Origin of the sequence: Octadecabacter sp. R77987, from assembly GCF_042466115.1 — a bacterium.
Classification (GTDB): domain Bacteria; phylum Pseudomonadota; class Alphaproteobacteria; order Rhodobacterales; family Rhodobacteraceae; genus SW4.
The window spans coordinates 851866-871320 of record NZ_JAXHBQ010000001.1; the positions used below are offsets into that span (position 1 = coordinate 851866).

Consider the following 19455-nt stretch of genomic DNA (forward strand, 5'->3'; position numbering starts at 1 on the left):
TTTAGAAATATACATCAGCCGCCGCGATAGCAGTGCGCCCTTCGGGTGTCAAAAGCACGAGGTTTCCGGCTTCGTCCACGGTCTCGAACGTGCCGGTGATTTCCGCGCGCATGGTGCGTGCGGTGATCACATCGCCAAGGCGCGCAGCGTGGGACAGCCAGATACGGCGGATCGGGTCAAAACCAAGCTCGCGAAACAGGCGTTCCTGATCAGCAAAGTGACTGGCCAGCCAGAACAGGAAATCCTGCGGGCTGACACTGGCCCCATGTGCGGCCAGTGCCGTGGGCCGGAACGCACCCGCCTCGACCTGATCTGGTAAAGGGGCGGTGGCAAGGTTCACGCCAACACCGATTGACAGATAATCAACCTGCCCGCCTCGCCCGATGCTTTCCAGCAAGATACCCGCGACCTTGCCGCCCGATAGCAGCACATCGTTGGGCCATTTGTTGGCAAGCTGATCTGCGGGCACAGACATGGCAAGGGTCTGGCGCAGGGCCACCGCCATGAGGAACGACCGCAACGCCGCCTGCGCCGGATCGCAGGACACCCGCAACAGCAATGTCGCGGCAAAGTTCCCATCAGCCGAGGCCCAGGGACGGCCCCGCCGCCCATGTGCCGCCGTCTGGCGTTTTGCCATGATCCATGTGTGGCCCGCAGTGTCAGGCGCGATACGGCGCGCATGGGCCATCGTGCTGTCCACCTCGTCCAGCACGACACGCCCATAGCCCAAGGGCCAGAATTGCGCTGTTTCAGGTGTATCCCAAAGCGGGGTCAGATCAGTTGACAAGAGCCAACGACGCCGCTTCGGCCAGCGTTTCGATTCCGAACAAGTTCACGATCCCGACCAGCATGATCGCAGCGCTCACCACAAGGAACCCCCACAAGACCGGCGGCATCCCGCGATCCAGCGGTTCGTCCTGTTCCGCGCCGAAATACATGTAGAACACGATGCGCAGGTAATAGAACGCACCGATCACCGAAGCCACAACACCCGCCACGGCCAACCAGCCAAGACCCGCGTCATAGGCAGCGCGCAGCACGTAGAACTTGCCGAAAAAGCCCACCAGCGGCGGCACACCAGCAAGCGAGAACATCAGCAACAACACGGCCAGCGCCTTGAGCGGTTCAGCCTTGGCGTATTGGTTCAGCGACGCAATGTCGGTGACAGGGCGGCCATCACGTTCCATCGACAGGATGAAGGCGAATGTGCCGATATTCATCGTCACGTAGATCGCCATGTAGATCAGCATCGCCTGCACACCGAACGCGGTGCCAGCGGCCAGCCCCATCAGGGCGAACCCCATGTGGGCGATGGACGAATAGGCCATCAGACGTTTGATGTTGGTCTGCCCGATCGCCGCAATCGCACCAAGGAACATGGAAATCACCGACAGGAAGGCCACGATCTGCTGCCAGTCGCCGACGATCCCGCCGAATGCGTCATGCACGACACGGGCAAACAGGCCCATCGCGGCGACCTTGGGGGCCGTGGCAAAGAATGCGGTGACTGGCGTGGGCGAGCCTTCATAGACGTCAGGTGTCCACATGTGGAAGGGCGCGGCGCTGACCTTGAAGGCGAAACCGGCCAGCATGAACACCACACCAAACAACAGGCCCAAGGACACGCCACCATCTGCGGCAGCGATGATCCCGGTGAACAGGGTCGTGCCCGCAAAGCCGTAGGTAAGCGAGGCACCGTAAAGCAACAGACCCGACGACAGCGCGCCAAGCACGAAGTATTTGAGGCCCGCCTCGGTCGATTTCACGCTATCGCGGCGCAGGGATGCCACCACATAAAGGGCCAGCGATTGCAGTTCGAGGCCCATGTAAAGCGCCATCAGATCACCGGCGCTGACCATCACCATCATGCCGACAACCGACAGGGCCACCAGCAGCGGATATTCGAACCGCAAAAGGCCACGTTTGGTCATGTAGTCCTGCGACATCAGCAGGACGGCGGCGGCGGACAACAGGATCGTCACCTTGGCAAAGCGGGCGAATGCGTCATCGACGAACATGCCGCCAAAGGCGGTTGTCGTGCCTTTGCCGCCATAGCCGATCACGGCGGCCAAAAGCACGAACACCCCCGACGTCACCCAGACCATCAGTGGTGCGGTCTTGTCCTTGCCCGTGTAAACGCCAGCCATCAGGGCCAGCATGGCAAAGACCGCAAGCGCGATTTCGGGGAGGACGGTTTGCATATCAACAGAAATCATCCGTTCACTTCCTTAATTCTGAGCCAACTGGCTGGCGGCATCAAAAGCCGCCTGCGCTGTGTCCACACGCCCGATCAGCGCTTGCACGCTGGGGCCGATAATGTCTGTCACAAGGCTGGGATAGACACCCAGCAAAAGGGTCATCACCACCAATGGTGCAAAGATCAAACGCTCGCGGCGGGTCATGTCCGTGATGGAGCGCAGGCTTTCCTTGATCAGATCACCCATCACCACGCGGCGATAAAGCCACAGCGCATAGGCCGCCGACAGGATCACGCCTGACGCGGCAAACAGCGCCACCCAGGTGTTGGCTTGGAACACACCGACCAGTGTGAGGAATTCCCCGACAAACCCGGATGTACCCGGCAGGCCCACGTTGGCCATGGTGAAGAACATGAAGATCAGCGCATAGACCGGCATCTTGTTCACAAGGCCGCCATAAGCATCAATGTCGCGGGTATGCATCCGGTCATAGATCACGCCAACGCACAGGAACAGCGCGCCGGAAATGAAACCGTGGCTGATCATCTGAAAGATCGCGCCGTCGATCCCTTGCTGGTTCACGGCGAAAATCCCCATCGTCACGTATCCCATGTGGGCGACCGATGAATAGGCGATCAGCTTCTTCATGTCCTGCTGCACAAGGGCGACCAGGGACGTGTAAACGATGGCGATGGCCGACAGCCACAGCACCATGGTGCCCAGCACCTCGGTCCCGACAGGGAACATCGGCAAGCTGAACCGCAAGAAACCGTAGCCACCCATTTTCAGCAGGATCGCCGCCAGCACGACCGACCCGGCGGTGGGTGCCTGCACGTGCGCATCGGGAAGCCACGTATGCACCGGCCACATGGGCATCTTGACGGCAAAGGAGGCAAAGAAGGCCAGCCACATCAGGGTTTGCATGCCCCCGACCACATGAATGCCCAGCAGGCTGAAACTCTCGCTGCCAAAATCATGGGTCAGCAGGGTGACGATATCCGTGGTGCCCGCGTCTGTGAACATGGCGACCATTGCCACCAACATCAGCACCGAACCAAGGAAGGTATAAAGGAAGAACTTGAAGGACGCATAAATACGGTCCTTGCCGCCCCAGATACCGATGATCAGGAACATCGGGATCAGACCCGCCTCGAAGAAGACGTAGAACAGCACCAGATCCAGCGCCATGAACACGCCCAGCATCAGTGTTTCAAGGATCAGGAAGGCGATCATGTATTCCTTGACGCGGGTTTTCACATCCCAACAGGACGCAATCACCAGCGGCATCAGGAACGTGGTCAGCATGACGAAAAGGATCGAAATGCCATCAACGCCCATCTTGTATTGCAAGCCCAGCAGCCAGTCGCGTTCCTCGACGAACTGGAAACCGGTGTTTTGCGGGTCGAACCCGAACAGGATGAACAGCGACACAAAGAACGTCATTACGGTGGCGGCCATGGCCACCCATTTGGCGTTGCGCTGCGCGTCCTTGTCGTCACCGCGCAGGAACAGGGCCAGAATTGCGGCCGCCAGCAACGGAATGAACGTCACAATCGAAAGGAGGTTTTCCATCAGTTATACCCTCCGGTCAGCGTGACATAGGTGAGGATAATCGCGATCCCCACAACCATGGCAAAGACGTAAGTGAACACGTATCCGGTTTGCATCCGGCCCGCGAAACGGGTCAGCAGCGGGATAATCCCAAGGGCGACCCCGTTGATGCCGCCATCAATGACATTGCCATCGCCGCGCTGCCACAGGATACGGCCCACGGCCTTGGCGGGACGCACGAAAATGAAATCGTAAATCTCGTCGAAATACCACTTGTTGAGCAGGAAGTTATAGAGCGGACGCTGCACGTCCGCCAAACGACGCGGCAGGGACGGATTGACGATATAGAACCAGTAGGCGGTGATCAGGCCCAGCAACATCGCAACAAAAGGCGACAGCTTGACCCAGACAGGCACCTGATGGGCATCGTCCAGCGTGGTGTTTTCGGGGGCGACATAGATCGCACCCTGCCCCGGCTGACCGGCAAAGACATAGTGGGTCTCGCCGTGATCGTCCCCGGCCGCTTCACCGTGATCATCCGCAACGGCTTCTTCGCCATGATCATCGCCATGCGCACCCGCTTCGGCGTATTCCACACCGAAATACTGGCCCACATATTTTGCATTCCCGAAAAACGGCTTGTAAAACACCATCCCCGAGAAAACCGCGCCAAAGGCCAGCACGGCCAGCGGGATCAGCATCACCTTGGGGGATTCATGGGCGTGTTCGTGGGTGTGCTTGTCACCGCGCGGCGTGCCATAGAACGTCAGGAACATCAGCCGCCAGCTATAGAATGATGTGAACAGCGCTGCGACAACCAGCATCCAGAAACCATAACCACCGCCGCCCGCATAGGCGCTTTCGATGATCGCATCCTTGGACACGAAGCCAGCAAAGCCGACAGGAAAGCCGATATACAGCAGCGGAATACCCACGCCCGTGATCGCCAGCGTGCCGATCATCATCGCCCAGAATGTCATTGGCAGCTTTTTACGCAAGCCGCCGTAATTGCGCATGTCCTGTTCGTGGTGCATCCCGTGGATCACCGAACCGGCCCCAAGGAACAACATCGCCTTGAAAAACGCGTGGGTCAGCAGGTGGAACATCGCGACCGAATAAACCCCAAGGCCCGCCGCCACGAACATATAGCCAAGCTGCGACATCGTTGAATAGGCGATGACGCGCTTGATGTCGTTTTGCACAAGGCCGATCGTCGCGGCAACAAAGGCCGTGCTTGCGCCCATAAAGACGATGAAGCTTTGCGTTTCGGGGGCAAATTCCATCAGCGGCGACATGCGGCAAATCAGGAAAACACCCGCCGTCACCATTGTCGCGGCGTGGATCAGGGCCGACACGGGCGTCGGGCCTTCCATCGCGTCGGGTAGCCATGTGTGCAGGAACAGCTGCGCCGACTTGCCCATCGCACCGACGAACAACAGGAATGCAATCAGGTTGGCCGCGTTCCAGCTTGTCCACAGGAACGTCAGTTCCATTTCAGCCAGCCGCGGTGCGGCGGCAAAGATATCGTCAAAGCGGATGCTATCGACCGTAAAGAACAGTGCCATCATCGCCAGCGCCAGCCCAACGTCGCCCACACGGTTGACGACGAACGCCTTGATCGCGGCGGCATTCGCACTTGGCTTGCGGTAATAGAACCCGATCAGCAGATAGGATGCGAGGCCCACGCCCTCCCAGCCAAAAAACAACTGCACAAGGTTATCGGCCGTCACCAGCATCAACATCGTGAACGTGAAAAGGCTCAGATAGGCAAAGAAGCGGGCCTTATACTTGGCCTCGCCAAAGTTTTCGTCATGGGCCATGTAGCCGAAGGAATAAAGGTGGACCAACGCCGAAACGGTCGTGATCACGATCAGCATGATCGCGGTCAGACGGTCCATGCGAATGGCCCAGGATGTATCCAGTGTGCCCGACTGGATCCAGTTCATCAGGTGGATGGTTTCCGTCACACCGTCATGGCCAAGGAACACGATCCACGACAGGAAACACGACAGGAACAACAGACCCGTGGTCAGCCATTGCGCAGCCGTCTCGCCGATAACCTTCCAGAAGAAACCGCCGATAATGGCGCCAACCAGCGGGGCGAATAGGATGATGGTTTCCATGTATTTAGCCCTTCATCACGTTGACGTCTTCAACGTCGATGGTCCCGCGGGTGCGGAAGAAACAAACAAGGATCGCAAGGCCAATCGCGGCCTCGGCGGCGGCGACGGTCAGCACGAACAGGGTAAACACCTGCCCGACCAGATCACCCAGAAAGCTGGAGAACGCGACCAAGTTGATATTCACCGCCAGCAGCATCAATTCGATGCTCATCAGCAGGATGATCACATTCTTGCGGTTCAGAAACAGGCCAAAGATGCCAATGACAAACAGGGCCGCAGCCACCGTGAGATAATGTTCAAGTCCGATCATTGGATGACTCCGTCATTGTCTTCAAAGATGCGAGGGAGGACGTCGTAGTCCGCTCTTGCGGTACGATTTGGATATACAGCCAAACAGCCACAACTGGCTTCGTGGCGTTGCGAAACGTGAACCTGATCTGGAAAGTCATGCCTAAATAGATTCGAAAGCGTCAGAAGACTGTATTCGGTCGAAGAAACGAGGGCAGCCTCAAAGACCGCAAGTACTTCAGTTTCAACGTTAAACGAAACGTCGGGTGAGTTTCGTTTTGTTACCACCCTCAGTTCGTTGCCCTTCGCGCAATCCGTTACTGACAGAAAGGCGTATCCGCCCATTCCGGGAACTGACCAAAAACCCTCGAATGCCACATATCCACCGCCAATATCTCGATGCTCGAACTCGCCCGCGTGGTGGGACATTGTCAAACGATCGCAATCAGACAGAGCCACCGAGGCAGCCGAAGAGGCCAATCCCAACAAGATACCGGTCAAAACTGACAGTCTTAGGTTCGCGAATTGCATCACAGCCCCCACCCCGCTTTCACGTCGTTCACTTCCATCACATTGGCCAGACCGCGCATCATTCGTCCGTCCCGTAATAGATGTCACAGGCGCAATCGCCCATGTCGTTTTGCCCCAAACGCGCGGCGGCGCCGAGTGCGCCGAGCGCCTCGCCGATCTGGCGCAGGGTGTATTGGCCGCGGCCGTAAACCATTTCTTCGTAGATCGGCGTGACAGCGTCGATCTGATCCTCGCTATAAGCCACGATCAGGTAGTCGCCCGTGGTGCAGCTTTGCAAAATCGCCGTCTCGCCCGCGTCCGCATCATAAATCATCGAGGACACGAAACCGTTGCCCACATCGTTGGGATAGACATCAAACTGCCCACGCCCCATGTCGGTGATCTGCTGCGCGCGCGCGTCAAAGCTGCACGAAGGCGGCACCACGATCGCCTCGGCACGGCCACTGACAGCCAGAACGGCCAGCAGGGATATGAGCGCGGTTGTCTTCACAGCCCCTGCCCCGGTTTCACGTCTTTCAGTTCCATCGCCTTGGCCGGATCGCGCATCATCTGGCCGACGATATCCTGGCGCTTGATGTCCACGCGGTGGCGCAACGTCAGGACAATCGCGCCGATCATGGCAACCAGCAGGATCAGGCCGGCAAGCTGGAACAGCATGATATATTTGTCATAAATCAGCATGCCCAACGCTTTGGTATTGTGCATCTCGCCCGCAGGGGCGGCCACACGTTCCGCGAACCCGTCCGAATAATCCCACGCGCCAAAGGCCAGCGCCAGTTGCATCAGGATCACCACGCCGATCAGCAGCGCGAGCGGCATATAGCGGGTCATTTCCGCCTTGAGTTCGGCAAAGTCGATGTCCAGCATCATCACGACAAACAGGAACAACACCGCGACCGCGCCCACATAGACGATGATCAACAACATCGCGACAAATTCTGCGCCCAGCAGCACGAACAAGCCCGCCGAGGACAGGAACGCAAGGATCAGCCACAGGACCGAGTGCACCGGATTGCGGCTCACCACGGTCATCAATCCACCGGTGATCGTGCTGACTGCAAAAAGGTAAAAGGCCATCACAAGTGGTGTCATGTCGCGTCGTCCTTCTTCATGACCGCATTGGCCAGTTCCATCGCCTTGGTCATTGCCGGCACGCCGCCGAACATCCCCGCAAGGGCGATGGTCTCGGCGACTTCGGTTTGTGTCGCACCCGCTTCGATGGCGTGGCGCACGGTCAGTTTGATCTGCGCCTCGGCCACGGCCCCCTGAACGGTAAGCCCTTGCAGCGTCAGCAATAATTTCGTCTTGGCGTCCAGCCCTTCGGGGTTCATCCCCTTGCCCATGAATTGTTCCATCATGTCTTTGGGCATGGTCGGGAACATCCCTTCAAAATCACCGGCGGTGAATTTTTCCAGCGCTGGATTCATCGACTTGGCCCATTCCTGACCAGCCTTCATCATCGCTTCAAAGGGGTTTTCATCACTCATCGGTAGGGTGCGTCCAATTCGAGGTTGCGGGCAATTTCGGCTTCCCAGCGGTCGCCGTTGTCCAGCAGTTTTTCCTTGTCGTAATACAGCTCTTCACGGGTTTCGGTGCTGAATTCAAAATTCGGCCCCTCGACAATCGCATCCACGGGGCAGGCCTCTTGGCAGAAGCCGCAGTAGATGCATTTGGTCATGTCGATGTCGTAGCGTGTGGTGCGGCGCGAGCCATCATCGCGCGGTTCGGCGTCAATGGTGATGGCTTGGGCGGGGCAAATCGCCTCGCACAGTTTACAGGCAATGCAGCGTTCCTCGCCATTCGGATAACGGCGCAGCGCATGTTCACCACGGAAACGGGGGCTAAGTGGGCCCTTTTCATGCGGGTAGTTCAGCGTGGCCTTGGGCGAAAAGAAATACTTCAGCCCCAGCCCGAACCCCTTGGCAAAATCCACCAGCAGGAAGTATTTCGCAGCGCGGGTGTAATCCATCTGGGTCATATCAGCCTCCTACCGCCCAGCGGGCATAAGCGCCGCCGAACAATTCGAATTTCGCCAAGAAGCTTACCAGCACGACCCAGAAAAGCGACATCGGCAGGAAGACTTTCCAGCCCAGGCGCATCAACTGGTCATAGCGGTAGCGCGGGGTGATCGCCTTGATCATCGCAAAGATGAAGAAGGCAAACAGCATCTTGCCGATCAGCCACAGGATACCGTCGGGCAGGCCCGGAATGGGTGACAACCAGCCGCCAAGGAACAGCAACGACACCAGCGCGCACATCAGCACGACGGCCATCAATTCGCCGATCATGAACAGCAGGAAGGGCGTGGATGAATATTCAACCTGATACCCCGCGACCAGTTCGCTTTCCGCTTCGGGAAGGTCGAACGGCGGGCGGTTTGTTTCGGCCAAGGCACTGATAAAGAACAGGAACATCATCGGGAAGTGCGGCAGCCAATACCAGCTAAAGATGCCATATGACCCGTCCTGCGCGGCGACGATATCACCGAAATTCAACGACCCTGTGGAGATGATAATGCCGATGATGATCAACCCAAGGCTGACCTCATAGGAAATCATCTGCGCGGCAGAGCGCAGCGAACCAAGGAACGGGTATTTCGAGTTCGACGCCCAGCCGCCCATGATCACGCCGTAAACTTCAAGTGACGACACAGCCATCACATACAGGATCGCGACGTTCAGATCGGCGATCACCCAGCCGTCATTCCACGGAATCACGACCCATGCGATCACGGCCATCACAAAGGTGATCATCGGCGCGAGGAAGAACACAAACTTGTCCGCACCCGCAGGCACAACGATTTCTTTGACGATGTATTTCAGGAAGTCGGCGAAGGATTGCAGCAACCCGAACACGCCCACCACGTTTGGCCCTTTGCGCATCTGCACGGCGGCCCAGACCTTGCGGTCGGCATACATCAAAAACGCCAGCGCAACCAAAAGCGGGACCAGAACCAGCAGACATTGCCCGATAATCAGCAAGACAATCCCAAGGTTCGTCGTGGTAAAGAATTCAACCATAGTTCAGTCCCCTCAGACCGTCGGTATGCCGTTGGTGCCGCAATCTGCGACAGTCACTTCGGCGTCAATTGTGCGCAGGCCCCGCGGCAGGGCTGGCGAGATCGTGTAAACAGCATCCGCGCGCCAGATTCCACCCTGTTCGTCCACCTGCGTGCGCACGTGGCGGGCAAATCCGTAACCACGGATCAGCGCATATTGGGCGGCGGCACATTCGGCGTATTTGCTCACATCCTCGGCCCCGCGCGCGCCCTGCATGGCGACACGAAAATTCACCAGATCGCCATCCAGCAGCCGCGTTTCCACGCCCGCATAGGCGGGATTGAACGGGCCTTGGGCCACGGCTGGCGCATCCGCCACCGTGCAGCCGGCCAGTGCCACAAGGGATATGAGGCCTGCGCGGATCACTCAGCGGCCAGCGGTGCGGATTTGCGCGCTTTGGCGTTTGCGCTGAGTTCAGCCATCAGCGTGCTGGCCCGTGCAATCGGGTTGGTCAGGTAGAAATCTGTCACCGCATTGACGAAATCGGCCTTGCCCAGCTTTTTCGTCTTCAATGGCTGCCAGTCGTTTTCCGCCACCACGTCGATATCCGCCAGATGCGGGACGTCCGCGATCAGCGCAGTTCGCAGGGCTGCGAGTGAATCGTAGGGGAGTGTCGCGTCCAATTCGGCGGACAGCGCGCGCAGGATGGCCCAGTTTTCCTTGGCCTGACCGGGGGCAAAGCTGGCGCGCATGGCCAGTTGCGGACGGCCTTCGGTGTTCACGAACAGCCCGTTTTCTTCGGTATAGGCAGCGGCGGGCAGGATGATATCGGCGCGGTGCGCCCCGCGATCCCCGTGCGACCCTTGGTAAATCACAAATGGCCCAGCAGCCACGTCAACTTCGTCAGCGCCAAGGTTGTAAACCACATCGGCCCCGTCCACTGCAGCGGCCATGCCACCATCCGTCACAGCCCCTACATCCATCGCGCCCACGCGGGACGCGGCGGTGTGCAGGACCATCAGCTTGGAACCGGACGCTTCGCAAATTGCCATCGCAGCGGCCAGAACGGCTTCGCCATCAGCTTCGCGCAGCGCGCCTTGGCCGATGATCACCACAGACGGATTGTCCACGATGTCCTTGGTCGGCTTCGTGCCCATCAACTTGTCAAGCGCCGCGCGATCCGTGCCCTTGTGGTTGTAGTCATAGGTCAGATCGACAGGCGCGCCAATCAGATCGACGTTGCATCCACGGGTCCATGCCTTGCGCACACGCGCGTTCAGAACCGGTGATTCCAGCACAGGATTCGTGCCGATCCACAGGACATATTTCGCAGCGTCGATATCCTCGATCGCCGCGGTGCCGACATAGCCGCTGCGATTCCCCGCAGGCAGTTTCGCACCGTCAGTGCGGCACTCGACGTTGCCGCCCTGCCCCTCGATCATCTGTTTCAGCGCATAGGCGGCCTCAACCGGAGCAAGATCACCGACCAAGCCCGCAACGTTCTTGCCTTTCATCGCCGTAGCCGCAGCGGCCAGCGCCTCGGGCCATGTCGCCGCGCGCAGCTTGCCGCCTTCGCGGATGTAGGGCGTGTCAAGACGCTGGCGGCGCAAGCCGTCCCAGACAAAGCGTGTCTTGTCGGAAATCCATTCCTCGTTCACGCCGTCATGGTTGCGCGGCAAAAACCGCATGACTTCGCGCCCCTTGGTATCCACGCGGATGTTCGCACCAAGGGCATCCATCACGTCGATGCTTTCGGTCTTGGTCAACTCCCAAGGACGGGCAGTAAAGGCATAAGGCTTGCTGACCAGCGCGCCGACGGGGCACAGATCAATGATGTTGCCCTGCATGTTGCTGTCCAGCGTCTCGCCCAAGTAAGACGTAATCTCGGCATCTTCACCACGGCCGGTCTGGCCCATCTGGTGAATGCCTGCAACTTCGGTGGTGAAACGCACACAGCGGGTGCAGGAAATGCAGCGCGTCATGTGGGTTTCAACCAGGGGGCCGAGGTCCAGATCCTCGGTCGCGCGCTTGGGTTCGCGGAAGCGGGAAAAATCGACGCCATACGCCATCGCCTGATCCTGCAAATCACACTCGCCGCCCTGATCGCAGATCGGGCAATCCAGCGGGTGGTTGATCAGCAGGAATTCCATCACGCCTTCACGGGCCTTTTTGACCATGGGGCTGTTGGTTTTCACAACAGGGGGCTGGCCTTCGGGGCCGGGGCGCAGGTCACGCACCTGCATCGCACAGCTTGCGGCGGGTTTGGGCGGGCCGCCGACGACCTCGACCAGACACATGCGGCAGTTGCCCGCGATGGACAGACGCTCGTGATAACAGAACCGCGGGATTTCAACGCCCGCCTGTTCGCAGGCCTGTATCAGGGTCATTGCCCCCTCAACTTCGACCTCTTTTTCGTCAATGATGATCTTGCGCAGATCGGACATGGCACCTGTCCCCGTATTCCGGTTAATCCGGCACGGGCGCATACAAGGACGCCCCCGAACCGCAGTTGGAGGCGTTCTAGCGCGCCGCGCCCGCCAATGCCAGCGGGAAGCGGCCTAAATGTCAGGAAAAAACCTGTGCCAATCTAGCGCAACAAGCGTCCCACGGCGGTGCCCTGGCTGATCTGGTCCCGTGCCACGGTGCAATAGGTTTCGCCCTGCCCCGTCACCGCACCCAGTTCGGCAAGCCGCGCGCGCGCAATGCCTTCAAGGCGGGCTTTTTCGGCGCGATCATCCACATAGGCTTCGATTTGATCGTCGGTATAGCCAAGGCCGCGGGCATGGGACTTGAGACCGTTGAGATAGTTCAGCCCACGCAGCATCCGCACCGACACATCCGCGCAGTTGTCGCCCAGTTCAATGGCCATCCCTGCCGTGATCAATCCTTCGCGCACATGCGCCACATCGCGCAGCGGCGGATTGGCAAGTGCGGCCGTGGCGCTGATGGTCAGGCCAAGGGCAAGCGGAATTAAACGATTCATTTTTGCGTCTCCGATGGGGCGCCGATCTGCGGCACTGTCCCGATCCATGTCGGCCAAACCCCGTTGATATACAATATCAGCCGCGAAATCCCAATGTTTTCAGTGGTTTTTCGCTGATCTGCTGGCACGATGGGTTTTATACATCTGTGCCTCTTTCAGCCATTCCCAGCCAAAGGCCTCATCGCTGTCGCCATTTGCGCGGCGCATCTCAAGGCGCGCCAGCGCTTCGGCCAGCGTTGGCTTGTGCCCCTCTGGCACCCACCACATCACAAACTGCATATCCCCCAGAACCTCGAACCATTCGGCACGGCGCGCAAAGAACTGCTTGTGCAACGTGCCCCAGACGAATTTTTCGAGTGTTTCGACCGATTCCCACACCGTCAGGTTCGGCACATACTGCGGATCGCCATCAATCATGTTTTCGGTGTTGCCGACACCCGGTTCGCCTGACCCTTCCATCATCCACACGAACCCCGGCATCCGTTTGCCAAGGCCGTTGATACGGTCAAGGTTGTCCATGAATTCCGCAACGCGGGGATCATCGGTGGGGGCAAGCAAGCGGCCAACATTCAGTTCTGCCAGATGCATCGCGTCCTCCTAGGGGTTCAGGCGCCCGGCCATCCCGCGAATGGCGGCACCCAGCGGGCTGTTTTCAAGCGCCGTTTCATCATAAAGCGAGCACCAGACATCATCGGGGTCGATGTCACCGCTTTGCGTCTCGCGCGCCACTTGCGCGCTAAGGTCGGCACGCGCGCGCTGCACATCCGTGACCGCGCCGGAAACGGCGGCCTCGCGGTCCATTTCGCCGCGCACGCGGTCCGAGGAAAAGGCGCGCAACTGTTCAAACTGGGCGCGGCATTGTGGCTGTGCATCGGCGACCTGATCAGGATCGAAATCCTGCAGGAACGAACAATTGTCATAGAAAATCAGCGCCGTATCCGCCGCAGCCGCGCATGCGCGTGCATCGGCCAGGGCCGACTCGCGCGTGACACCTTCGGGGATCGGGGTTTTGGAGGGCCAGAGCAACACGACCATCAACAAGACGCCCGCAACAAACAGGCCGTATTGCATTGACGTAAATTTAAGCGTCTTCACTCGGCAGCAACCAATCCACGTTTATGCTTGATACGGTCTTCGATCTCGTCGCGGAAGTTCTTGATCAACCCCTGAATGGGCCAGGCCGCCGCATCGCCAAGGGCGCAAATCGTGTGGCCCTCAACCTGTTTGGTCACATCCAGCAACATGTCGATTTCGGCCACATCGGCCTCGCCCTTTACCAGTCGGTCCATGACCCGCATCATCCAGCCCGTGCCTTCGCGACATGGCGTGCACTGGCCACAGGATTCGTGCTTGTAGAACTTGGACAAACGCCAGATCGCCTTGATCATGTCGGTGGACTGATCCATGACGATCACCGCCGCCGTGCCAAGGGACGATCCCTTTTCCTTGAGCGCATCGAAATCCATCACCGCGTCGCGCATGTTTTCACCGCGCACGCATGGCACAGACGACCCGCCCGGAATCACGGCCTTGAGGTTGTCCCAACCGCCGCGAATGCCGCCGCAGTGTTTCTCGATCAGCTCCTCGAAGCTGATGCTCATCTCTTCTTCGACGACGCAGGGGTTGTTCACATGGCCGCTGATCGCAAACAGTTTCGTGCCCGCGTTGTTGGGGCGGCCCATGCCGGCAAACCAGTCCGCACCGCGCCGCAGAATGGTCGGCACCACGGCAATCGATTCGACGTTGTTCACAGTGGTCGGGCAGCCATAAAGACCGGCACCGGCAGGGAACGGCGGCTTCATCCGTGGCATGCCCTTTTTCCCCTCAAGGGATTCCAGCAGCGCGGTTTCCTCGCCGCAAATATAGGCGCCTGCCCCGTGATGCAGATACAGATCAAAATCCCAGCCGGACTTGGCCGCGTTCTTACCCAATAGCCCTGCTGCATAGGCTTCGTCGATGGCGGCTTGCAGCGCTTCTTTTTCGCGGATGTATTCGCCGCGAATGTAGATGTAGCAGGCGTTGGCGTTCATCGCGAAGGACGCGATCAGGCAGCCCTCGATCAGCGTGTGCGGATCGTGACGCATGATTTCACGGTCCTTGCAGGTGCCCGGTTCCGATTCGTCCGCGTTCACCACCAGATAGGCAGGGCGACCATCGCTTTCCTTTGGCATGAACGACCATTTCAGGCCCGTCGGAAAGCCCGCACCACCACGCCCGCGCAACCCCGAGGCCTTCATCTGGTCGATGATCCAGTCGCGTCCGTTCTGGATGATCTTGGCCGTCCCGTCCCAATGCCCGCGCGACTTTGCACCTTTCAGGGTGCGGTCGTGCATGCCGTAAAGATTGGTAAAGATACGATCCTGATCCTTGAGCATCCTGCGGGTCCTTTTGCAATCTTGCGCGCGTTGCGCCTACTTGCGGGTCTTTTGCCAGATTTTATACGTGACAACCAGAGACCAAATGAACCCCGCAAGCGAGAACAGGTAAAACAAAATCTCGTATCGGGGGGCAAGGCCCAGTCCGGTGACCAGCATTGGCGCAATGATCGCCAAAATGCCCGATGCCGCGATGACGATCGCCGCCATACGGGCCTGTCTGGCGATTGCGGGATCTGTTGGGCGTGTCACGGAAATCCTTGTCTGCCCCGCCCGATGTCGGGGCGGGGCAAATCCTAGGGTATGTTCAGCAGCTTACTTCTTGTAAGTGCCTTCTTTTTTGGCTTTCTCGGAAAAAGCGGTCTTGCCACCCTTGGCAAGGGTCTTGGCCTGCTTGATCCATTCGTCACGTTCGATCCGGCCCTTGAATTTCAGGCGTGAATCGACCCATTCGACTTCTTGTTTGCGCCAGCTGGCGACCTGATCAAAGTGGTAAAAGCCCAACTCGTTCAGGGTCTTTTCAAGGCCCGGCCCGACGCCTTTGAGCATCTTGAGATCGTCAGCACCGCCTGCGCGGGCCTTGGTCAGGGTTTCGGGCTTGCCATCAGCGGCGACAGGTTTGCGTGCCGGTTTCGCCGCGGCCGGTTTGGCGGCAGCAGGCTTGGCAGCTTTCGCGGCGGCGGGCTTTGCGGCAGGTTTGGCTCCCTTCGCGGCAGCAGGTTTCGCAGCCTTCGCAGCTGGTTTAGCCGCCTTGGCAGCAGGTTTCGCAGTCTTCGCAGCGGGCTTGGAAGCCTTGGCAGCAGGTTTCGCCGCTGGCTTGGCCGCTTTTGCGGTTGCCGGTTTCGCCGCCGCCTTCGGCTTGGCGTCTGCTTTGGGGGTCGCAGGGACCGAAGGCATCGCCGTGGTCGCCGATGTAGTTGCCGCACCGCCGGTTGCCAGTGCTGCAGGTTTGGTAGGTGCCGCTGTTGGTGGCGTCGCCGATGGTGCGGATGCGCCTGCAGTGCCTGCCCCGGCAGATGTGCTTACCGCGCTGCCCTTGCAAAAGAACGTTGCCAGCAGCCAGGCCAACCCGACACCGACAATGATGCCGATCAGCAGCGCCACGATAAAGGGCCACTGGCCATTGGCCCAGAAAAAGGCCAGCAGGCCCAAAATTGCGCCGATCACCCAGCACCAGGTCTTGCAGCTATTGTTCGTCGAAGCCATCTCGTCACATCCCTTGTGTATTACCGTTCACGCCGCAACGTTGTCGTGCGGCTTTATGCGCCCTGCTTAGCGTAAAAACACAAAGCAAGGTAGTAAAACCGCCCCACAACACCAAATATCGTATCAATCTGGCCACAATTGCCGCAAACGAGCGGATTTGCCTTACTTTTCAGCGGCCAGTTTCGATGCTTGGGCGACCCAATCATCACGTTCGATGCGGCCTTTGAATTTCAGGCGGGAATCAACCCACGCGATTTCGCCCGCGCCCCACTTGGCGATCTGGTCAAAATGCCAGAACCCCATGTCATTCAGGGTGCCTTCCAGCTTGGGGCCAACGCCGCTGATCCGTTGCAGATCATCTGCGCCGGTCTTGCGGGGGGTTCCCATTGTGCGGGGCTTCTTTTCGCTCGCGGCCCCCACGGCGGGCTTGGCAGCCGATGTCGCCTGCGCCTCCTGCTTGGTCACGCCGGTCTTGTCGGCAGGCACCTTGGCAGCGGGCTTGGGTGCGGCCTTTTTGGCGGCCTTGGCGCTGGTTGGCTTGGCGGCGGGCGGCTGTGTGCGACCCTTGGCCGATGTGGATATCCACGGGGTCAGCAGCGGCACTTCGGTGCCATCAATGCGTTTCACCGTATCACCAATATCCGTCGCCAGTTGCACGGATGCGTTATATTGATACCGCCCGCTGTCATTGTCTTTCAGGCTGGTCAGACCTTTTAGCGGTTCGGCGGCAAAACGCCCGTTCTGCGGACCGGGGGTTGGCACCTTGCCCGCCGCCAGTTCATCAATGATTTCGGACAGGCGCGCGGCGGTCAGGTCTTCGTAATAGTCCTTGCCGATCTGGGCCATGGGCGCGTTGGCGCAAGACCCCAGACATTCCACCTCTTCCCAGCTGAACTTGCCATCATCGGACAGGGCATGCGCCTTGTCGGCGATCTTTTCGCGGCAGACGGCGACCAAATCTTCGGCCCCGCAGATCATGCAGGACAGGGTGCCGCAAATCTGGATATGGGCAACGCTTCCAACCGGTTGCAACTGGAACATAAAGTAGAAAGACGCCACTTCGAGGCCGCGAATGAACGCCAGATCCAGCATGCCCGACACATGTTCGATGGCGGCGCGGGTCAACCAGCCTTCCTGCTCCTGCGCACGCCATAGCAGCGGAATGATCGCAGAGGCCTGACGCCCTTGGGGGTATTTCGCGATCTGCCCTTCGGCCCATGCCTGATTGGCAGGGGAAAAGGCGAAACTGGCAGGTTGGTCGTGGTAAAGGCGGCGAAGCATCAGTTGACTCCGGTCAGAAAAAGAAGGCGCAGATCAATGCGCGTCAAAACTTGGATTGCGGCGGTGATCACCGGTCAACCTCCCCGAACACGATATCCATCGTGCCGATGATGGCGGCCACATCGGCAAGCTGGTGCCCACCCGCCACATGGTCCATGGATTGCAGGTGCAGATAGCCCGGCGCGCGCAGTTTGGCGCGGTAGGGTTTGTTGGTGCCATCGGCCACCAGATAGACGCCGAATTCGCCCTTTGGGGCCTCGACAGCGGCGTAAACCTCGCCCGCAGGCACGTGGAACCCTTCGGTATAAAGTTTGAAGTGGTGGATCAGCGCTTCCATGGACGTCTTCATCTCGCCACGGCTGGGTGGGGTCATCTTGCCGCGCGCCATGATATCACCCTTTTCGACTTTCAGCTTGGCGCAGGCCTGACGGATGATCGACACGGATTGACGCATTTCCTCCATGCGGACCAGATAGCGATCATAGCAATCGCCGTTCTTGCCCACGGGGATCTGGAAATCAAACTCGTCGTAGCATTCATAAGGCTGCGCGCGGCGCAAATCCCATGCAAGGCCCGACCCGCGCACCATCACGCCACTATAACCCCAATCCAGAATATCCTGTTCGGTGATAATGCCGATATCGACGTTACGCTGTTTGAAAATGCGGTTTTCTGTCAGCAACCCGTCAAGGTTGACCATGAAGTTATCCATGAACTGATCGGCCCATGCCTCGATATCTTCCAGCAACCCTTCGGGCAGGTCTTGATGCACCCCGCCGGGGCGGAAATAGGCGGCGTGCAGGCGCGCACCACAGGCGCGCTCATAGAACACCATCAACTGTTCGCGTTCCTCGAAACCCCAGACCGGCGGCGTCAGTGCGCCGACGTCCATCGCCTGCGTGGTGACGTTCAGCAGGTGGTTCAGCACTCGGCCGATTTCGGAATAAAGGACGCGGATCAGGCTGGCGCGGCGCGGAACTTCGGTGCCTGTCAGTTTTTCGATGGCCAGACACCACGCGTGTTCCTGATTCATCGGCGCGACATAATCGAGGCGGTCGAAATACGGCAGGTTCTGCAGATAGGTGCGGCTTTCCATCAGCTTTTCAGTGCCACGGTGCAGCAAGCCGATGTGCGGATCGCAACGCTCGACAATCTCGCCGTCCAGTTCCAGCACCAAGCGCAAAACGCCGTGCGCCGCAGGGTGTTGCGGACCAAAGTTGATGTTGAAGTTACGGATCTTCTGCTCGCCCGTCTGGGCATCCACCGATCCGTCATCATAGGTGTTCACGCGGATATCGCCGTCCATCATTTCGCACCCTCTTTCGTCTTTTCATCACCCGGAAGGATGTATTCGGCCCCCTCCCACGGTGACATGAAATCAAACTGGCGGTATTCCTGCACCAGCGACACGGGCTCATAGACCACGCGCTTTTGCGCCTCGTCGTAACGCACTTCGGTATAACCGGTTGTCGGGAAATCCTTGCGCAGCGGATAGCCACGGAAACCGTAATCCGTCAGGATGCGCCGCAGATCGGGGTGGCCGGAAAACAGGATGCCGAACATGTCGAACACTTCGCGTTCAAACCAGTTGGCGCTGGGGTGCACATCGATGATCGATGGCACCAGATCTTCCTCGCGCACCTGAATGCGCAAGCGGATGCGGTGGTTCTGATACATCGACAGGAAGTGGTAAACCACGTCGAACCGTTTCGCGCGACCGGGGTAATCCACAGCCGTGATATCAATCAGGCTGTTGAACTTGCAGGTCTGGTCAACCTTCAGAAATTCGACGAAACCGGCGATATTGGCGGGTGCAACCTCGACGGTCAGTTCGCCGTGGGCCACGGCCCAGCTGAGCACGCAATCGGGGCGTTTCAGCTCAAGGTGGGTTCCAAGGTCGTTCATCGCTTCAGACATGAA

The 19455-nt window shown here is 59.0% G+C and carries 22 protein-coding genes; all 22 read right to left on the bottom strand.

The features are described 5' to 3' along the window. Position 1: 1 nt before the first annotated feature. The gene (locus SJY21_RS04300) at positions 2-787 is read right to left on the bottom strand and encodes a biotin--[acetyl-CoA-carboxylase] ligase (protein ID WP_377506685.1); all 786 of its coding nucleotides are present in this window, start codon (positions 785-787) and stop codon (positions 2-4) included. After that, positions 777-2216: an NADH-quinone oxidoreductase subunit NuoN gene (gene nuoN / locus SJY21_RS04305; RefSeq protein ID WP_377506688.1), complete on the bottom strand. Its 1440-nt coding sequence runs from the start codon at positions 2214-2216 to the stop codon at positions 777-779. Before nuoN ends, SJY21_RS04300 begins: the two co-directional genes overlap by 11 nt. Positions 2217-2228: 12 nt before the next feature. Further along, complete coding sequence (locus SJY21_RS04310) at positions 2229-3770, bottom strand: NADH-quinone oxidoreductase subunit M (protein WP_377506691.1); 1542 nt, start codon at positions 3768-3770, stop codon at positions 2229-2231. Then, a complete protein-coding gene (gene nuoL, locus SJY21_RS04315) occupies positions 3770-5872 on the bottom strand; it encodes an NADH-quinone oxidoreductase subunit L (RefSeq protein ID WP_377506694.1) in 2103 nt (700 codons plus the stop codon). The genes SJY21_RS04310 and nuoL overlap by 1 nt, the downstream gene beginning before the upstream one ends. A gap of 4 nt (positions 5873-5876) precedes the next feature. Continuing rightward, positions 5877-6182, bottom strand: coding sequence for an NADH-quinone oxidoreductase subunit NuoK (gene nuoK, locus SJY21_RS04320; RefSeq protein ID WP_148055801.1), 306 nt, complete (start codon positions 6180-6182; stop codon positions 5877-5879). After that, complete coding sequence (locus SJY21_RS04325) at positions 6179-6589, bottom strand: hypothetical protein (RefSeq protein WP_377506697.1); 411 nt, start codon at positions 6587-6589, stop codon at positions 6179-6181. Before SJY21_RS04325 ends, nuoK begins: the two co-directional genes overlap by 4 nt. A 160-nt stretch (positions 6590-6749) precedes the next feature. Next, entirely contained in the window at positions 6750-7181 is a 432-nt protein-coding gene (locus SJY21_RS04330; protein WP_377506700.1) for a hypothetical protein, read from the bottom strand. After that, positions 7178-7783 carry an NADH-quinone oxidoreductase subunit J gene (locus tag SJY21_RS04335; RefSeq protein ID WP_377506702.1) on the bottom strand — a complete coding sequence of 202 codons (606 nt, stop codon included), beginning with the start codon at positions 7781-7783 and terminating at the stop codon, positions 7178-7180. Before SJY21_RS04335 ends, SJY21_RS04330 begins: the two co-directional genes overlap by 4 nt. Continuing rightward, positions 7780-8178: a carboxymuconolactone decarboxylase family protein gene (locus tag SJY21_RS04340; protein ID WP_377506705.1), complete on the bottom strand. Its 399-nt coding sequence runs from the start codon at positions 8176-8178 to the stop codon at positions 7780-7782. Before SJY21_RS04340 ends, SJY21_RS04335 begins: the two co-directional genes overlap by 4 nt. Then, positions 8175-8669 carry an NADH-quinone oxidoreductase subunit NuoI gene (gene nuoI / locus SJY21_RS04345; protein ID WP_377506708.1) on the bottom strand — a complete coding sequence of 165 codons (495 nt, stop codon included), beginning with the start codon at positions 8667-8669 and terminating at the stop codon, positions 8175-8177. Before nuoI ends, SJY21_RS04340 begins: the two co-directional genes overlap by 4 nt. Before the next feature lies 1 nt (position 8670). Further along, a complete protein-coding gene (gene nuoH / locus SJY21_RS04350) occupies positions 8671-9711 on the bottom strand; it encodes an NADH-quinone oxidoreductase subunit NuoH (RefSeq protein WP_377506711.1) in 1041 nt (346 codons plus the stop codon). A 12-nt stretch (positions 9712-9723) separates the two neighbouring features. Then, on the bottom strand, positions 9724-10116 hold the full coding sequence (locus tag SJY21_RS04355; RefSeq protein ID WP_377506713.1) for a hypothetical protein: 393 nt from the start codon (positions 10114-10116) through the stop codon (positions 9724-9726). Then, complete coding sequence (nuoG, locus tag SJY21_RS04360) at positions 10113-12134, bottom strand: NADH-quinone oxidoreductase subunit NuoG (protein WP_377506716.1); 2022 nt, start codon at positions 12132-12134, stop codon at positions 10113-10115. Before nuoG ends, SJY21_RS04355 begins: the two co-directional genes overlap by 4 nt. Before the next feature lie 143 nt (positions 12135-12277). Beyond that, positions 12278-12673 (bottom strand): DUF5333 domain-containing protein, encoded by a 396-nt coding sequence (locus SJY21_RS04365; RefSeq protein ID WP_377506719.1) that lies wholly within the window; start codon positions 12671-12673, stop codon positions 12278-12280. Positions 12674-12772: 99 nt separating this feature from the next. Continuing rightward, complete coding sequence (locus tag SJY21_RS04370; RefSeq protein WP_377506722.1) at positions 12773-13261, bottom strand: DUF3291 domain-containing protein; 489 nt, start codon at positions 13259-13261, stop codon at positions 12773-12775. A 9-nt stretch (positions 13262-13270) separates the two neighbouring features. Further along, entirely contained in the window at positions 13271-13768 is a 498-nt protein-coding gene (locus tag SJY21_RS04375; RefSeq protein ID WP_377506725.1) for a hypothetical protein, read from the bottom strand. After that, entirely contained in the window at positions 13765-15048 is a 1284-nt protein-coding gene (nuoF, locus tag SJY21_RS04380; RefSeq protein ID WP_377506728.1) for an NADH-quinone oxidoreductase subunit NuoF, read from the bottom strand. Before nuoF ends, SJY21_RS04375 begins: the two co-directional genes overlap by 4 nt. A 36-nt stretch (positions 15049-15084) precedes the next feature. Continuing rightward, the gene (locus tag SJY21_RS04385; RefSeq protein ID WP_377506731.1) at positions 15085-15300 is read right to left on the bottom strand and encodes a DUF5337 domain-containing protein; all 216 of its coding nucleotides are present in this window, start codon (positions 15298-15300) and stop codon (positions 15085-15087) included. Positions 15301-15363: 63 nt separating this feature from the next. Beyond that, entirely contained in the window at positions 15364-16254 is an 891-nt protein-coding gene (locus SJY21_RS04390; RefSeq protein WP_377506734.1) for a hypothetical protein, read from the bottom strand. Positions 16255-16416: 162 nt separating this feature from the next. Then, on the bottom strand, positions 16417-17535 hold the full coding sequence (locus SJY21_RS04395) for an NADH-quinone oxidoreductase subunit E (protein WP_377506737.1): 1119 nt from the start codon (positions 17533-17535) through the stop codon (positions 16417-16419). A gap of 67 nt (positions 17536-17602) precedes the next feature. Next, positions 17603-18844 (bottom strand): NADH-quinone oxidoreductase subunit D, encoded by a 1242-nt coding sequence (locus SJY21_RS04400; protein ID WP_377506740.1) that lies wholly within the window; start codon positions 18842-18844, stop codon positions 17603-17605. After that, positions 18841-19452 carry an NADH-quinone oxidoreductase subunit C gene (locus tag SJY21_RS04405; protein ID WP_377506743.1) on the bottom strand — a complete coding sequence of 204 codons (612 nt, stop codon included), beginning with the start codon at positions 19450-19452 and terminating at the stop codon, positions 18841-18843. The genes SJY21_RS04400 and SJY21_RS04405 overlap by 4 nt, the downstream gene beginning before the upstream one ends. Positions 19453-19455 lie beyond the last annotated feature (3 nt).

Coding starts and splice junctions, on each gene's coding strand:
- nuoN (WP_377506688.1), bottom strand. CDS start 2,216: ATGATTTCTGTTGATATGCAAACCGTCCTCCCCGAAATCGCGCTTGCG.
- SJY21_RS04310 (WP_377506691.1), bottom strand. CDS start 3,770: ATGGAAAACCTCCTTTCGATTGTGACGTTCATTCCGTTGCTGGCGGCC.
- nuoL (WP_377506694.1), bottom strand. CDS start 5,872: ATGGAAACCATCATCCTATTCGCCCCGCTGGTTGGCGCCATTATCGGC.
- nuoK (WP_148055801.1), bottom strand. CDS start 6,182: ATGATCGGACTTGAACATTATCTCACGGTGGCTGCGGCCCTGTTTGTC.
- SJY21_RS04325 (WP_377506697.1), bottom strand. CDS start 6,589: ATGTCCCACCACGCGGGCGAGTTCGAGCATCGAGATATTGGCGGTGGA.
- SJY21_RS04335 (WP_377506702.1), bottom strand. CDS start 7,783: ATGACACCACTTGTGATGGCCTTTTACCTTTTTGCAGTCAGCACGATC.
- SJY21_RS04340 (WP_377506705.1), bottom strand. CDS start 8,178: ATGAGTGATGAAAACCCCTTTGAAGCGATGATGAAGGCTGGTCAGGAA.
- nuoI (WP_377506708.1), bottom strand. CDS start 8,669: ATGACCCAGATGGATTACACCCGCGCTGCGAAATACTTCCTGCTGGTG.
- nuoH (WP_377506711.1), bottom strand. CDS start 9,711: ATGGTTGAATTCTTTACCACGACGAACCTTGGGATTGTCTTGCTGATT.
- nuoG (WP_377506716.1), bottom strand. CDS start 12,134: ATGTCCGATCTGCGCAAGATCATCATTGACGAAAAAGAGGTCGAAGTT.
- SJY21_RS04365 (WP_377506719.1), bottom strand. CDS start 12,673: ATGAATCGTTTAATTCCGCTTGCCCTTGGCCTGACCATCAGCGCCACG.
- SJY21_RS04370 (WP_377506722.1), bottom strand. CDS start 13,261: ATGCATCTGGCAGAACTGAATGTTGGCCGCTTGCTTGCCCCCACCGAT.
- nuoF (WP_377506728.1), bottom strand. CDS start 15,048: ATGCTCAAGGATCAGGATCGTATCTTTACCAATCTTTACGGCATGCAC.
- SJY21_RS04390 (WP_377506734.1), bottom strand. CDS start 16,254: ATGGCTTCGACGAACAATAGCTGCAAGACCTGGTGCTGGGTGATCGGC.
- SJY21_RS04395 (WP_377506737.1), bottom strand. CDS start 17,535: ATGCTTCGCCGCCTTTACCACGACCAACCTGCCAGTTTCGCCTTTTCC.
- SJY21_RS04400 (WP_377506740.1), bottom strand. CDS start 18,844: ATGATGGACGGCGATATCCGCGTGAACACCTATGATGACGGATCGGTG.
- SJY21_RS04405 (WP_377506743.1), bottom strand. CDS start 19,452: ATGTCTGAAGCGATGAACGACCTTGGAACCCACCTTGAGCTGAAACGC.